This window comes from Nocardia sp. NPDC049707, from assembly GCF_040674855.1.
Classification (GTDB): Bacteria; Actinomycetota; Actinomycetes; order Mycobacteriales; family Mycobacteriaceae; genus Nocardia.
This window is the reverse complement of record NZ_JBFANN010000064.1, coordinates 17,742-32,125: the sequence shown is the minus strand read 5'-3', so window position 1 is coordinate 32,125 and position 14,384 is coordinate 17,742. Positions and strand designations below refer to the sequence as shown.

Annotated in this window: 13 protein-coding genes and 1 pseudogene; 11 read left to right on the top strand and 3 right to left on the bottom strand. The window is 63.4% G+C overall.

All coding sequences use genetic code 11. From position 1 onward, the window contains the following. A pseudogene (locus AB0J29_RS34295) lies at positions 1–257 on the top strand (LLM class flavin-dependent oxidoreductase); the annotation flags it as partial. 281 nt (positions 258–538) lie between these two features. Here the strand turns inward: AB0J29_RS34295 and AB0J29_RS34290 are convergent. Both AB0J29_RS34290 and AB0J29_RS34285 read right to left on the bottom strand, forming a co-directional pair. Beyond that, positions 539–1,882, bottom strand: coding sequence for an MFS transporter (locus AB0J29_RS34290; protein ID WP_364794903.1), 1,344 nt, complete (start codon positions 1,880–1,882; stop codon positions 539–541). Between the two features lie 17 nt (positions 1,883–1,899). Continuing rightward, positions 1,900–2,664 (bottom strand): acetoacetate decarboxylase family protein, encoded by a 765-nt coding sequence (locus AB0J29_RS34285; protein WP_364794901.1) that lies wholly within the window; start codon positions 2,662–2,664, stop codon positions 1,900–1,902. Between the two features lie 472 nt (positions 2,665–3,136). Here AB0J29_RS34285 and AB0J29_RS34280 point away from each other — a divergent pair, with 472 nt between their 5' ends. The 10 genes from AB0J29_RS34280 to AB0J29_RS34235 all read left to right on the top strand — a co-directional run bounded on the left by AB0J29_RS34280 (position 3,137) and on the right by AB0J29_RS34235 (position 13,547). Further along, positions 3,137–4,387 (top strand): M20/M25/M40 family metallo-hydrolase, encoded by a 1,251-nt coding sequence (locus tag AB0J29_RS34280; protein WP_364794899.1) that lies wholly within the window; start codon positions 3,137–3,139, stop codon positions 4,385–4,387. Continuing rightward, complete coding sequence (locus AB0J29_RS34275; protein WP_364794897.1) at positions 4,384–5,238, top strand: IclR family transcriptional regulator; 855 nt, start codon at positions 4,384–4,386, stop codon at positions 5,236–5,238. The genes AB0J29_RS34280 and AB0J29_RS34275 overlap by 4 nt, the downstream gene beginning before the upstream one ends. A 61-nt stretch (positions 5,239–5,299) precedes the next feature. After that, entirely contained in the window at positions 5,300–6,298 is a 999-nt protein-coding gene (locus AB0J29_RS34270; protein ID WP_364794896.1) for a thiamine pyrophosphate-dependent dehydrogenase E1 component subunit alpha, read from the top strand. Beyond that, positions 6,291–7,298 carry a transketolase C-terminal domain-containing protein gene (locus tag AB0J29_RS34265; RefSeq protein ID WP_364794894.1) on the top strand — a complete coding sequence of 336 codons (1,008 nt, stop codon included), beginning with the start codon at positions 6,291–6,293 and terminating at the stop codon, positions 7,296–7,298. Before AB0J29_RS34270 ends, AB0J29_RS34265 begins: the two co-directional genes overlap by 8 nt. Continuing rightward, on the top strand, positions 7,295–8,170 hold the full coding sequence (locus AB0J29_RS34260) for a hypothetical protein (RefSeq protein ID WP_364794892.1): 876 nt from the start codon (positions 7,295–7,297) through the stop codon (positions 8,168–8,170). The genes AB0J29_RS34265 and AB0J29_RS34260 overlap by 4 nt, the downstream gene beginning before the upstream one ends. Positions 8,171–8,189: 19 nt before the next feature. Continuing rightward, positions 8,190–9,512: an aspartate aminotransferase family protein gene (locus tag AB0J29_RS34255; RefSeq protein WP_364794890.1), complete on the top strand. Its 1,323-nt coding sequence runs from the start codon at positions 8,190–8,192 to the stop codon at positions 9,510–9,512. Positions 9,513–9,566: 54 nt separating this feature from the next. Then, positions 9,567–10,580 carry a zinc-binding dehydrogenase gene (locus tag AB0J29_RS34250; RefSeq protein ID WP_364794888.1) on the top strand — a complete coding sequence of 338 codons (1,014 nt, stop codon included), beginning with the start codon at positions 9,567–9,569 and terminating at the stop codon, positions 10,578–10,580. A gap of 28 nt (positions 10,581–10,608) precedes the next feature. Continuing rightward, positions 10,609–11,019 (top strand): RidA family protein, encoded by a 411-nt coding sequence (locus AB0J29_RS34245; protein ID WP_364794887.1) that lies wholly within the window; start codon positions 10,609–10,611, stop codon positions 11,017–11,019. After that, complete coding sequence (locus AB0J29_RS34240) at positions 11,016–12,131, top strand: aminotransferase class V-fold PLP-dependent enzyme (RefSeq protein ID WP_364794886.1); 1,116 nt, start codon at positions 11,016–11,018, stop codon at positions 12,129–12,131. Before AB0J29_RS34245 ends, AB0J29_RS34240 begins: the two co-directional genes overlap by 4 nt. Positions 12,132–12,596: 465 nt before the next feature. Continuing rightward, positions 12,597–13,547 carry a TIGR03564 family F420-dependent LLM class oxidoreductase gene (locus AB0J29_RS34235; RefSeq protein ID WP_364794885.1) on the top strand — a complete coding sequence of 317 codons (951 nt, stop codon included), beginning with the start codon at positions 12,597–12,599 and terminating at the stop codon, positions 13,545–13,547. 268 nt (positions 13,548–13,815) lie between these two features. On the opposite strand, the gene AB0J29_RS34230 is transcribed toward AB0J29_RS34235, so the two are convergent. Beyond that, positions 13,816–14,331: an OsmC family protein gene (locus AB0J29_RS34230; RefSeq protein ID WP_364794884.1), complete on the bottom strand. Its 516-nt coding sequence runs from the start codon at positions 14,329–14,331 to the stop codon at positions 13,816–13,818. Positions 14,332–14,384 lie beyond the last annotated feature (53 nt).

Below are 14,384 nucleotides of genomic sequence, written 5' to 3'. Positions count from 1 at the left end.
CGGGCGCACCGCGACTGGTGACATTGATGTACTTCGCCCTCGGCAACGGCGAAACGGGTAAGCGAAACATCCACGACTACTACATCGCCTCCGGTCAGGAGTTGACTCGCCAGGCCGTCGAGGCTGTGTGCGACTCGCCCGCGAAGGTCAAGGAGGCGCTCTCGTCCTTCGCCGATATCGGGGCCACCGACATCGTCTTCAACACCGGCACCGATGACATCGACGACGTCAAACGCCTCGCCGACGTCCTATTCTGACCGGACCGTGCCGCGTAACCGGTATGGCCCTAGAGTGAATCGCCCATAAGTTTCGGGGTGGCTGGCCTGAGGCTGGCTGGCGGGGTGGTGCTGGTTCTCCGGACCGGTTGTGACTCGTGATAACTACATATACGCGTCAAAACCGCAGGCCGTTGACCTGCGGCTTTGACGTTCTGTGGAGCAGGGGACTTGAACCCTTGACAGTTCGACTGTTCGGACCAGCGAACGGATCGTGATTTGTCAACGCGCAGCCGCTAGCGACTGCGCGTCAGCATCGACGGTCAGTCTGCGGTCTGCGTCGCGGTCTCGATGCGGCCTGAGCGCAGCGAAACTCCGAGCGTCTCACGCACTAGCACTGCGGCTACGAGGCTGATTACCGCCCCTGCCACCAAGTACATCGCCGGGGCGTAGGTGGAGTGCGTGGCGGTGATGAGTGCGGTGGCGACGAGTGGTCCCGCTCCACCGAACAGGACGACGCCGAGGTTGTACCCGATCGCGAGGCCACTGTAGCGGCGGGAAGTGGGGAACAGCTCAGAGAACAGGGCGGGCTGTGGCGCCAGCATCATCGCATCTCCGACGAGAATCAGGGCCATACCGACGATCACGGTCGCGAACGAGCGCTGATGGATCAGGAGGAACCCGAGCGGTGCGGTGATGGCGACAAGAATGGCACCGAAGACGACGAACGGCTTGCGGCCCACGCGGTCGCATATCCGTGCGAAGACGACGACGAGAACGACGAGTATCAGCATGGCGACCAGGCACGCTGCCCGCGCCGTGTTGGCGTTCATGTGCAGGTTTTTGCTGAGGAACGTAGGGCCGAAAACCAGCAGGACGTAGGTGCACATGGTGGGTGAGCACACCAGCCCGCACACCAGCAGAATTGATCGCCAGTCTTGCGTGATCGCGTTGAGCAACGGCGACTTCTCTCGCTGTTCGGTCTGGCTCATTTCGTCGAACTCGATGGACTCTTCGAGCTTGAGCCGCATGTAGAGACCGATCATCCCGAGGGGAAAGGCAGCGAGGAACGGAACGCGCCATCCCCAGGACTGCAGTTGTTCTGCCGTCAATGTGAGAGACAAGACGAGCGACGTCAATGCCGCAGTGAACATTCCCAAAGTAATGGTGATCGTCTGCCAGCTGCCGTAGAAAGCCCGGCGGTGCGCGGGCGCGGACTCGACCACATACGCGGCGGCTCCCATCCACTCACCGCCGGCCGAGAGTCCTTGCAAGCATCGCAACAACAGGATCAGGATGGGAGCCGCGATGCCGATGCTGGCGTAGGACGGCACCACCGCAATCAACGCCGTGGCCAGCGAGATGGTGATGATGATCGCTGAGAGGGTGACCTTGCGCCCGTATTTATCTCCGATGTGCCCGAACAAGATCCCACCGAGCGGTCGGACGACGAAGCTGATGCCGAAGACCAGGAACGTGATCATCAGCGCGACAGTGGGATCACTGTCCACGAAGAAAAGCACGGAGAAGATCGTTGCGAAATACCCGTACAGCACGAACTCGTACCATTCGAGGAAGTTGCCGATACAGGCGGCGATGATCGCGCGCCGTCGCTCCTGGGTCATACCGGGTGCGACGGTGTCGAGAGTGGTGTTGTGACTAAGCATTGCGGTCTTTCTGGGGCTTACCATTGGGGTGTTCCGAGGGCGGCGATGTCGTGGGGGTTCAGGTCGGCCACATAGGTCCCGTAATCGACGGTCATTTGGGCCTCGCCCCACACCGCACTGGCTTCCCCGAGAGGTTTGAAGAGATGTAGTGGGTCGCTGGGCGACGGCGACCATTCGAACGTCGCTGTTCCGGCCTGCAATGGGCCGTTCACGTCGAATCCGAACGGTATCCGGACGAGCCGGCTGATGTCGTAGCCGGGGCCGTCCGCCCGCGGGATGAGCTTCGCCGTGTACTGCGTGCCGAACCAGTCCGGGGCGATTCGGTCGACCGCTGTGGTGCTCGCACGGGCGAAACCGGCAAGCAGGGGGTGTCCGCGGGCGTCGGTGAAACCGAAGGTCGCGTTCCCGGACAGCTGGTGTAGTTCGACATGGCGAACCTGTTTTTTGGGTAGCCCGAACATCTCTCGTCCGAGGATGCCGTGATTGAGGCCTTCCACGAACGTTTCGACGGCGTAGGCGCCCTCGGTGCCGTCGTGCCGACACCGCAGGTTCACACCCCCCTGCATGTAGGCAGGGCGAGTTTCGACGTTTCCGTCGCCGTTGGTGAACCGTGCGCCACGAAACTCGGCGATCCATATGATCACTTCCGGCATCGGGGTGCCGGTAAGTGGTGCCGGGAGTACGGCGTCGACGATGTCGCGGCTGGTCGGGTAGACCACCGAGAGCCATCGGACGGACGCCTGTTCGGTTCCGGGGACGAATAACGGAGCGAACGCCGGCATCGCTCCGAACGTGCCCGTGATAGCCGCGTTGGGGGCGGGGCTTTGGGTATCTCCGATGCCGGATGACAGTGGGCTCGTCACATGAGCTCCTCTTCCTCGAGGCGGGGCTGATCTCGGGCGGCCTTTGCGGTGGTCCTGAGTATCGACCGGCTACTTGTCCCCGAGCTCATTGCTCGGTAGTTGCCGTTACAAGATGAACGAGCGGTGAAGTGAAAACCAGCGCTGCGAACACGATGTCGACTATCTGAAATACTGGCTATGGCGCAGTTCACACTGATCCAAGAGGCTTCCATAGAACCTGGCAGCGGCATCGCGGAGAGAAGAATTTCAAATAATCGAAACCAACCGTCATATGCTGGACTTCTCTTTCGGGTGCTGGTGATCATGGTTCTCGCTGGCGCATTGAGCGAGCAGCGGAAGGACCGCAGACATGATCTCGAACATCAATCACTCTTCGAGTCAACGAGTTTCGATGGACTCGATCGACATCGCGGCGGACGAACAGTTGCAGTTCTTGTCCGCCACGGTGTCACGCGCGAGTGTCACTGGAAGCGAGGACAGTGTCACCGATCTGTACGTCGACTTCTTCGCCTCCCGGGGATGGCCGGTGGACAGGCAGGTACTGGCGTCGAGCGCGGTCGCGCACTCGGAAACCGGTGCGGTGGAGCCACGGATCGACGAGCGCGCGAATGTCATCGGGTACTACCGGGTGCGTAGACCAGAACTGCCGGTGGTGGTGATCAACGGTCACGTGGACGTGGTTCCCGTCTTGGACGAGGACCAGTGGGAGCGGGCTCCGTTCTCGGGTGCTCGTGCCGATGGATTCGTGCACGGCAGAGGAGCGGTCGACACCAAGGGGGGCATCGCATCCGCGCTGTGGGCGCTGGATGCTCTCGATCGAGCTGGTGTGGACCTGCCCTTCGATGTTGCGGTCGAACTCGTGGTCGGAGAGGAAACCACGGGGATCGGCACCCGTGCGGCGCTCGAGCGGATCCCCTCGAGGCTGGGGACGATTGTTCTCGAGCCCACCGATGGAGCCATTGTCACTGTTGCGTCCGGGCTCCTCTTCTTCACTGTGGAGGTGACCGGCCGTGCCGCCCACACATCGGTGCCGTGGCACGGCATCGACGCCGGTCCGAAGACCATCGAGATCTATCGCGCCCTGCGGCGACTCGGTGACGAGCGTGCCGCGATGTTGACCGACGAGCGGATGCCGTTCCCAAGTGCCGTGCCGCTGGCGATAGGCACTGTCGATATCGGTGGCTGGCGCGCTGCGGTGCCCGCCCGCGGGACCCTGTCCGGCCGGATCGGCGTCATGCCGGGCGAGAGCATGGACCACGTCCGCGATGTCCTTACCGCCTGCGTCGACGCTGTTGCCGCCGCTGACCCGTGGCTGACCGAGCACCCGCCGGTCATTCGATGGAACAACCAGGGGTTGCACAGTTGGGAGACACCGGAATCCGACTCGGTGGTACGCGCGCTTGCCGAGGGGTGCCGCCGCGCGGACCTGACGCCCAGGATCGAGGGTATGACCGCAGGATGTGATGCCGGAATTCTGCGGGACGCCGGGGTAGCGACTGTTGTTTTCGGGCCGGGCGAGATGCGCTACGCCCACAGCCCCGACGAGAAGATCGCCGAACGCGATGTCGTCGAAGCCGCGCGGGTCTTGGCACACGCGCTGGTGGCTTGGGCCGAACTGGCCGACAGGGACTCGCTGCCGTGAACGATGACCAGGTGGAAGCCACCACTGTCTCGTCCGGACCGGCCACTTCCGAGACTGTTCTGCAGACCTTGGTCCGCGGGCTGGCGGTCCTGGAAGCGGTCGCCGAACGCAACGGCACGGCCACTCCGAAATCGTTGGCGCGGCAATTGGGGCTGAAGCCGGCGACGTGCTACCACCTACTTCGCACACTGCGTGCAGAGGGCTATGTGCTGCGGCTACCCGGTGGAAGGTTCGATATCGGGCCGCGCGGAACTTTGCTCGGCAAGAGCGTGGCCGCACGGACATCCCCCGCGCCGGACATCGCCGCGATTCTCACGCGCCTGCACAACAAAACCCATGAGACGGCGTATGTCTGTGGGTGGTTCCACGGGACGATCCTGCGCCAGCAGGTGATCACTGGAGTGCAGTCGGTCACAGTCAAGAACTTGAACGTCGGCTACATCGGCAACATGCATGCCAGGGCCTCGTGCCAAGCGATACTGGCCTACCTGCCGGCAGCGCAGGTGAGCATGATGTTCGATGGAACGCCACTGACGAAGCTGACCGCGAACACGATCGGCACGTTCGAGGACCTGGTGGTCGAACTCGACACGATCCGGCGCCGTGGGTACGCCCTGGACATCGAAGCCTTCGAGAACGACATCTGCTGTGTAGCGGCCCCATTTTTCGACGCATCCGGCACGCCGGCTGGTTCGTTCACCGTTTCGGTGCCGGTCTCACGGTTCCCCCAACTGCGCAGCACCCTCGCCAATGAGGTCCGGGAAGCGGGCGCACTGGCCACCAATCTGCTCAAGACCGGACGCCTCACTATCCCCGGCGTCCCGGGCGAATCCGACTTTCGGCCCGCCTAGCCCACCGCCCTCCCGGTTACGTATGTGCGTCGCCGACGACCATTCCTGAGGACCACAAACAATGACCCCCACCCCATCAACAGCGGCGTACACGCCTGCACAAGAGGCTGACAGCGCCCGGCTGCTGGGTTACCTGAGCACCATGGTTCGCATTCGAGAGTTCGAAACCGAGATCGAACGCTTGCGCGGCCTCGGCGTCGTCGTCGGGTCGGTGCACCTGTGCAGCGGCCAGGAAGCGATCTACACCGGTGCGGTAGCCGCCCTCGATCTGTCACGTGACCTCGTGTTTCCGACCTATCGCGGGCACGGCTGGGCGCTGGCCTGCGGCGCGCCGATGGTCGGGATGTTCGCCGAGCTGATGGGCCGACAAGACGGTGTCAACGGTGGTCGCGGCGGGTCGGCATACCTCTCCGTTCCGGAGGTCGGCATGATGGGCGAGAACTCGATTGTCGGCGCGGGAGCACCTATCGCCGCCGGTGCGGCCCTCGCGGCCCGTTACGACGGCTCGAACCGCGTCACTGTGGCCGCCTTCGGCGATGGTGCCGTCAACCAAGGCTCGGTGCACGAGGCATTCAACTTTGCTGCTGTCATGTCACTGCCCGTGGTATTCGTGGTCGAGAACAACCACTGGTCGGAGCTGACCCCGATCACCGCGACCACAACCTCCGACCGCCTTTTCAAGCGAGCCTCCGCGTACGGCATGCCGGGAGTTCGCGTAGACGGCAACGATACCGACGCCGTGCACGGCGCCATGGCACACGCAGTCGCGCACGCTCGCGCTGGAAAGGGCCCCACCATAGTCGAGGCCATGACCGACCGCATCGTCGGCCACTACATCGGCGACGCACAGCAGTATCGGCAGGCCGGCGAACTCGAGCGTATCCAAGCTGCCGAGCCCATAGCCCGGTTGACTGCCGCCCTCATGCAACGGGGCGTTGCGAAGCGCGACATCGAATCGACCGTCGAGCGCGCTACCACCGAGGTTCGCGCCGCAAGCGAACAAGCCCAAAAAGCCCCGCTCGCCGATCCCGCGACCGTCCTGGAGCACCTCTATGCGTGACGCTACCCGAAAAGAACTCACCTACGCCGAGAGCGTGAACCGGGCCCTTCGACGTGCGATGACCGACGACCCCACGACCTTGCTCTTCGGCGAGGACGTCGCCATCCCCGGCGGCGTGTTCGGTGTCACCAAAGGACTACGCAAGATGTTCGGCGACCGGGTATTCGACACACCCATTTCCGAATCCGCCATCCTCGGCGGAGCAGTCGGCGCGGCGCTCGTCGGGCGGCGGCCCATCGTTGAGATCATGTGGGCGGACTTCGCCCTCGTCGCCTTCGACCAAATTGTCAACCAAGCGGCAAACGTCCGGTACATCAACCGCGGCACCCTGACCGCTCCGCTGACCATCCGGACCCAGCAGGGGAACGGACCCGGTGCTTGCGCCCAGCACTCGCAGAATCTGGAAGCCCTTTTCGCGCACATACCTGGTCTCGAGGTCTGTATGCCGGCAACGCACCAGGACGCCCACGATCTGCTGCTGGCCGCTATCGCCAGCGACGACCCAACCATCGTGATCGAGAATCGCAATCTCTACCACACAACCAGGCAACCGGTGACCCTGGACGGCCCGATCCCGATTCCCGGTGGCGCGGCTACGCGGCGCAGCGGAACCGACCTGACCATCGCAACCTGGGGCGCGATCCAGCACAAGGTACTCGATGCGGCCGAGCAACTCGACCGCGACCACGGAATCTCCGTAGAGGTCATCGATATGCGGTGGCTTCGGCCGCTCGATATCGACACGGTCGCCAAGAGCGTCGAAAGGACCGGCGTCCTTGCGGTCGTCCACGAAGCGCACCAGTTCGCCGGGCTGGGGGCCGAAGTGCTCGCATCGATCGCCGAATTGGGAATCGCCACCCGACGTCCCCCAATCAGGATTGCTACTCCGGACGCGCGTATTCCCGCAGCACCGTCGCTGCTCCAAGCAGTCGTGCCTGGTACCGACACCATTGTCAACCGGGTACGGACACTGATGGAATCCCCGGTTTCAGCCCTATGACCGGCCCGATTCGTATCAGAGAGCTGGTTGCGCCGCCGTATCTGGACGTCACCACCGTCACTGTCGCGCAGCGACTTGTCGAGGACGGCGCGCGAGTTCACCGCTTCGACGCAGTCGCCGAACTGATCGACGCACGCGGGACCGAGATGGAAGCGATCGCCGATGTCGAGGGGTTCATCCAATACCCGCCGACCGAGGCGATCGACAATCACCCGGGTCTTGTCGCGTGGATCAACGATGCGCCGACAGCAACGAGCGACACCACCGTCGCCGTGCTCACGGGCCGCGAGAGCCCTTCGTCCGGTCAGGTCAGCTACCTATCCACGACGTGGACGAATGTTCCGCCGACAGCCGTCGAGACTTCCGACCGACATTCACGGACGGCGCTGCTCGTCAGTGCGATCGTCGACTCAGTGGATCTTCTCGCCGTTCCACGGACGGACGGCAACTCCGGGCCGATATCGGTCGGTACCGACACGGTGATCACGATTCACGATCCGTCTGTCAACGACGGCAAGGTGACGATTCCAAACGCCAACACACTGTCTTCGACAGGACTGGTCCGTGCTCTTGCCGCACCGACCGGCGATCCCTACGTGAACGAGAACGCGGTCGGCGTGGAGCTACACCTCCCCCCGACAACAGCAGCGCTCTATACGCCACCGTCCTCCGCAGACGTACTGGTCACGGTGGCGGTCTCCGAGCCGTACGCCGCTGTCGTCGCTGTCGACGACGAACTCGGACATCCCACGATCGCTATCCGCCACTGTGCCACAGTCGTTTTCGGTTATCGACAGGCAATGGTGGCCACCGATCTGGTTGCCGCCTTCAGCGAAGACATCGCCGCGCGTCTGCAGCGCAGCCACCAATAGGCAGACAAAGGATCAACTTATGAGCGCAGCTGGCACCGAACCGACCCTGCACGAGCGCCACCGTGCGGTGATGCCCACCTGGATGGCCACCTACTACGATGACCCACTGGAACTGGTCGAGGGTAAGGGCCGACACGTCACCGGCGGAGATGGCCGAACGTACCTCGACTTCTTCGGCGGACTCCTCGCTACTATGGTCGGCCACGACATCCCGGAGATCACCGAGGCCATACAACGGCAGACAAACCGGATTCTGCATTCGAGCACCCTGTATCTGATCCGGAGTCAGGTGGAACTCGCCGAGAAAATTGTGGCTCGCGCTCCGGTCGATAACCCCAAGGTTTTCTTCGTCAATTCCGGCTCCGAGGCAGTCGAGACTGCGTTTCTGCTGACGACCACGGCGCGGGCGTCCAATCAGGTCATCGCCCTTCGCGGGAGTTATCACGGGCGCTCCTTCGGAGCGACGGCCACAACGGGTATCCGTCGCTGGTCCGCATCGAGTCTGAGTCCGCTACAGGTCACCTATGCCCACTCCGGATACAAGTACCGGAGCCCGTTCGGTCACCTGGCGGATCGCGAGTTCACCGCCGTGTGCCGCGACGAGCTGCAGACGATGATCGAGACATCGACCTCAGGTGATATTGCCTGCTATATCGCCGAGCCCATCCAAGGTGCTGGTGGATTCGCGACCCCTCCCGACGACTTCTTCGTCGAGATGAAAACCGTCCTCGACCAGTACGACGTGCCGTTCGTCTCAGACGAGGTCCAGTCCGGTTGGGGCCGGACCGGGAGGTCCTATTTCGGTATCGAGCACTATGGGGTGCGGCCGCAAGCGATCACATTCGCAAAGGGCCTTGCCAATGGAATCGCCATCGGCGGAGTAGTGGCCGAAGCCGAACTGATGGACTGCCTGACGGCCAACTCCATCTCCACCGCCGGGGGCAACCCTCTCGCCATGACCACTGCCAACGCCGTTCTCGACTACATCGAGTCCCACGATCTGCAAGCCAACGCCGAGCATGTAGGACGGATACTGCGCCAGGGCCTCGACGCCCTGGCCGGTAGTTGTCCGCTGATCGGTGAAGTTCGTGGTGCCGGGCTGATGATCGGCGTCGAGCTCATCGTGCCGAATACTCGGACGCCAGCGGTACGACAGACCGACACCGTATTGGCCGAAGCCCGCAACGCTGGTCTGCTGATCGGCAAGGGCGGGTTGGCGGGCAACGTGCTGCGAGTGACACCGCCGATGACGGTGACGGAGACCGAGGCATACGAAGCGCTCGACATCTTGCGCGATGTTCTGGACAACGTGTACCAGGCCTACGCCGCAGCGCCCGTCTGACGGGCGCACTGCCGACTTCGCGATACCAGACACCTTCAACCAGTACGGATTCTCATGTCTCATCACTTCACCATGCAAGCCTTGCTGCACTCCGACATACCCGGGCCTGACGGTTTGCGTCTGGACTACGTGCCCCGCCCGGAGATCGGCGCTGACGATGTTCTGATCGAAATAGCCGCGGCTGGTCTGAACCGACACGAACTGTTCGTGATCGACGCCCACAGCGGCGACGACGCGAAGATCGTTGGCGCCGATGCCGTCGGCACTGTCATCGCCGCCGGCATCGATGCGGGGCAGGAACTGGTCGGCCGCCGTATGGTGGTCAACCCTTGTCTGGGGTGGACCGATCCCGATGATGTACCGCAGGTACCGATCATCCTGGGCGGCCCGGTCCAGGGCACTTTCGCCGAATACGTCCGAGTGCCCGCAGACAACGTTCACCCGGTCCCGCAACACCTGTCCGACATCGAAGCTGCCGCGCTGCCACTGGCTGGGCTTACCGCCTACCGTGCGCTGTTTACCAAAGGCAATCTTCGGCCCGGCGATCACGTCGTCATCACCGGTGCCACCGGCGGCGCCGGAACCATGGCCCTGAGCATGGCCGTCGCGGTCGGCGCTGAAGTCACCGTCGTTACCCGACACCACAGTAAAGCCGCGCAAGCGCGCACCCTCGGCGCGGCCCACGTCGTCGTTGGCGCCGCCGACTTCGACGAACACCTCCACGCCCCGGCGGACCTGGTGCTCGACAGCGTCGGAGCATTCTCGTTTCCCGCCGCGATCCGTGCGGTACGGCCGGGTGGTCGCATTGTCTCCTTCGGCGCCACGACCGCACCGGATATCACGCTGTCGTTGCGTGACCTGTTTTTCCGACAGATAAGTCTCGAAGGCACCTCGATGGGCAGTGCACCTGAATTCGCCCGCATGCTCGCCTTTGTCACAGACTACGAAATCAGACCTGTGGTACATGCGTACCGCCCGTTGAGTGAAGCGCCGGATGCGTTCCGCGAGATGGCTTCAGGAAACAACTTCGGCAAAACGGTTTTCATCCCGCGCCGCGGCACCGCGTGACCCCACCTTCCGAGAGGAACAGAATCGCATGAAATATGTGAACCCACCTACCATCGCCCCGCCTATCGGCAAGTTCAGCCACGTCGTGCTGGTCCCCAGCTCGACCACCATGGCATACATCTCGGGACAGATCGGTGTCGGAGCAGACGGAGCATTGGACTCGGATAGTTGCTACGACCAGACCAAACAAGTTTTCGCCAACCTCGAAATGGTGCTGGATCACCTGCGAGTGACTCCCGCATCGATCGTCAAAATGCTTACCCTCGTCGTCGGCGACGATGGGTTCGCCGAATTCGCACGAGCACGTGACGAGGTCTACGCTCGATGGTTCCCCGGCGGCCAGTATCCAGCGCATTCCGCAGCAACAGTCACAGCATTGGCGAAGCCGCGGCTGCGTGTCGAGATCGAAGCTGTCGTCGCCATTCCCAGCCCGTCATGACACCGGAAGAATTCCGGGCAAACTTTCCCGCTCTCGAAACGTGGACCTGGCTCGATACCCCTGGCGCGCCCCCCGGGGCGACGCCGGTTGTCACCACTCTGCGTCAGGCCCTCGACGACTGGTCGTCCGGCTCGTTCGACTGGCTCGATTGGGACCATGCCGTTGATGCTGCGCGTTCGGACTTCGCCCGGTACACCGGAGTGGGGCCCGATACCATCGCCGCCCAGACCTCCCTCGCGGAAGCGTCCACGGTCGCGGTACGCAGCACCGCGCCCGGCACCACGATTGTCGTTGCCGAGGACGAGTTCCGCAGTGTTCTCTTCCCCGCACATCACTACCACGATGCGACAGGTACCGATCTTTGTGTCGTTGCCCGACAACCGGGCAGAAGTCGCACCGCCGCAATTATCGACGCGATCAGGCCCACTACGGGGCTGGTAATGGTGAGTGAAGTGCTGACCAATGACGGCGAGTTGGTCGATATCGAGGCGATATGCCATGCCGCCCACCAACACGATGCACTCGTCTACGCCAACCTCACTCAGTCGCTGGGCGTTCTCCGCAGCAATCTCGCTCGGCACCCCGCAGACATCATTGCCGCGCACGGCTACAAATGGATGCTCTGTCCGCGCGGGACCACCTGGCTGGTCGCCGACCCCGCCAGAGCAGAACTCCTACCGACGGTTGCCAGCTGGAAAACCGCCCGTGACGCCGAGCACTATTTCGGGGGCCCGTACACAGAATCGGCAACGATGACCCGCTGCAACTCCTCACCCGCGTGGATATCCTGGATCGGCGCTCGTGCAGCGCTGAGCCTACTTTCGCAGATCAGCGAGGATGAAAGCCGTCGCCACACCCTCCGCCTCGCGTCCGACTACACCAGACGTATGCGGGAGAAGGGCTTTCGTCCGCTCAACAACGGTGCGCCGTCTCACATCGTTGTCACCGCGCCACCCGAATATCGCCGCATCGACCCCGCTGCCCTTCGAAAAGCCAAGGTGCGAGCCACCTTGACCGAAAGCGGTGCACTCAGAGTAGGATTCCATTACTTCAATACCGACACCGATGTCGATCATGTCATCGAAGCAGTCGCTTCAGCGCTTGTCCCGTGAATGCCTTGGCCCGCCTGCCCGAGGATAGTTCTCGGGCTTGATTCAGATACGTGCTATTCAGGTGACAGCAACTCCTGTAGTGTCCGGATGCTCCGGCTCGCTTGCCTATTGGTGATGACGAGGTAGCGGTCGACCTCATTCGTCAACGGCCGCACCAGTATCCGGACAGCGTCCCCCCATTACCGCTCGATCGTCGGACACCTGGTCCACAGTGTTGGGCGACGTGGCCGCGAGGATGCTGTCCAATGCTACCGAGACCGTCCCCATATGGACTCGATCACCCGCAATAGTTGGTCCATGTGCTGAACTGGCGGAGCGGGTTTTCCTGATAACAGCTTGCCCGGTCGCGTGCGCCTCCGCATAGGATCGGACCACAGACTCCCGGACGACGAAAACCCTTGTGATCAAGCTGATTTGATCTCGCCGCTGGGGAACAGGCGCTCCGGAACACAGGTTGCCCTCGGCATGACTCTCGGAATTGCGCTCGCTGCCTCGAATTCGGGCAACTACGTCGACCAGATCGTGGCGCAGGCCCACTCGGTCGCCGAGCTGGGTATCGGGTCGGTGTGGTTCGGACAGCGGATGGACTACGACTCCCCCGCCCTCGCCGCCATAGTGGGCCGGGAGGTGCCGGACCTACAGGTCGGCACCTCGGCCATCCCTGTGGTCGGCCGCCATCCGCTGCTGGTGTCCGCTCAGGCGCAGACCGCCCAAGCCGCGACGCACGGCCGTTATCATCTGGGCGTGGCTGTCGGTTCGACGCTGGTCGCCGGTGCGTTCGGCACGACCTTCGATCGGCCCATTACCCGCTTGCGCGAGTTCCTCACCGCGCTGCGGGAATTGCTCGACACGGGCACCGCCGACTTCCACGGCGAACTGCTGACGGTCACGCCGCCGCTGTCGACCACGGTTCCCGGGGCAGAACCACGCGTACCGGTGTTGGTGGCCGCGATGGGGCCGCAAGCACTACGCGTTACCGGGGAACTCGCCGACGGCACCCTGCCGTATCTGGCGGGCCCGAAGACCCTGAGCGAGCACATCGTGCCGGTGATCACGCAGGCGTCGCAAACCGCACCACGCATCGTCGCCTTCGTCCCCGCAGTCGTCACCTCCGATGCCGAGGGCACTCGTGCGGCGGCGGTACAAGAGCTGGCGTTCTACGAGCAGGTGCCGTCCTATCGCCGGGTCATCGAACTCGAAGGTGCCTCGCGGGCGGCGGAACTGGCGCTCATCGGCGACGAGGAGACCATCGCCGCCGGAATCCAGCGCTACTACGACGCGGGCGCCACCGAGGTCGTACTGACCACCACGGATCTGGCCGGTCCCGACGATCAGCACCGCACCTGGGCGCTGGCCGGGGCACTCGCGGCCGACCGGGCCGGCTCCTCAGCGGCTGCGGCCCTGCCCCCGATCTAGCATCGCGCGATCGGCGAGTTCGGCTCCGCTTCCCGACAACGATGCCAGGGGCGCCGACCGTTTGTCATGGCAGCTAGGGACGAGCCCTGCGGAATGACTCTGCGGCCGCCGTTGCCGATGCCCGTGTCCACAGCGGCGGCGCGCAGCGTCAGCCAGAAGTCACTGTCCGCCAAGGCGAACCGTCGACCGGAGTGATCGTCGACAAGGCAGTCGAGTTCCGCACGTCACCGGCGTTCAGGGGATGCCGGACCGGTCGCCAGTCGTAGCGCTAACTCGTGATCAGGGTGGTGTCGACGGGAGTATGTCCAGTTGTGAGATCCAGTACCGGGCAATGGGTGTCGACTGCATGTTGCAGTTCGTTGTACCGTTGCGCGGACTCCGGGCCGCTGATCCGCACGGTTACCCGCACCGCCTGGAAGCCGGGGCGGGTGTGATCATCCAGGCCGAAGAAACCGCGGACATCGAGATCTCCCTCGGCCTGCACCGCTAGATCATCGATCGTGATTCCTAGCCGCTGCGCCCAGAATCGATAGGTCACCACCTGGCACGCGATCAGCGATGCAAGGTAGACCTCGACCGGGTTCGGTGCGGTGGCTTCCCCGCCGAGTGCAGGGGGCTCATCCACGCGAATAGTGTGCTTGCCGACGGTGATCGCACTGCCCACCGTCCCCTCCGGAGTGCCGGAGACACGAAAACCCACCAGTGCGTTTGCCGGATCGTCCGCAACGGCGCGAGCGGTGGCGTCGGCGATGTCGTTGAGTGGTTTCCTCACATCAGTTGTCACATCTCGCACGCTAGGGACGACACGGCCCGATGACGATGGTTGCGTTCGGACTG

Bases quoted from the DNA above. Each gene is read 5' to 3' on its own strand.
- AB0J29_RS34285 (WP_364794901.1), bottom strand. From the start codon at position 2,664: ATGCCGGCGTTCGCTCCGTTATTCGTCCCCGGAACCGAACAGGCGTCC.
- AB0J29_RS34260 (WP_364794892.1), top strand. From the start codon at position 7,295: ATGACCGGCCCGATTCGTATCAGAGAGCTGGTTGCGCCGCCGTATCTG.
- AB0J29_RS34270 (WP_364794896.1), top strand. From the start codon at position 5,300: ATGACCCCCACCCCATCAACAGCGGCGTACACGCCTGCACAAGAGGCT.
- AB0J29_RS34245 (WP_364794887.1), top strand. From the start codon at position 10,609: ATGAAATATGTGAACCCACCTACCATCGCCCCGCCTATCGGCAAGTTC.
- AB0J29_RS34255 (WP_364794890.1), top strand. From the start codon at position 8,190: ATGAGCGCAGCTGGCACCGAACCGACCCTGCACGAGCGCCACCGTGCG.
- AB0J29_RS34250 (WP_364794888.1), top strand. From the start codon at position 9,567: ATGTCTCATCACTTCACCATGCAAGCCTTGCTGCACTCCGACATACCC.
- AB0J29_RS34240 (WP_364794886.1), top strand. From the start codon at position 11,016: ATGACACCGGAAGAATTCCGGGCAAACTTTCCCGCTCTCGAAACGTGG.
- AB0J29_RS34290 (WP_364794903.1), bottom strand. From the start codon at position 1,882: ATGCTTAGTCACAACACCACTCTCGACACCGTCGCACCCGGTATGACC.
- AB0J29_RS34235 (WP_364794885.1), top strand. From the start codon at position 12,597: ATGACTCTCGGAATTGCGCTCGCTGCCTCGAATTCGGGCAACTACGTC.
- AB0J29_RS34280 (WP_364794899.1), top strand. From the start codon at position 3,137: ATGGACTCGATCGACATCGCGGCGGACGAACAGTTGCAGTTCTTGTCC.
- AB0J29_RS34265 (WP_364794894.1), top strand. From the start codon at position 6,291: ATGCGTGACGCTACCCGAAAAGAACTCACCTACGCCGAGAGCGTGAAC.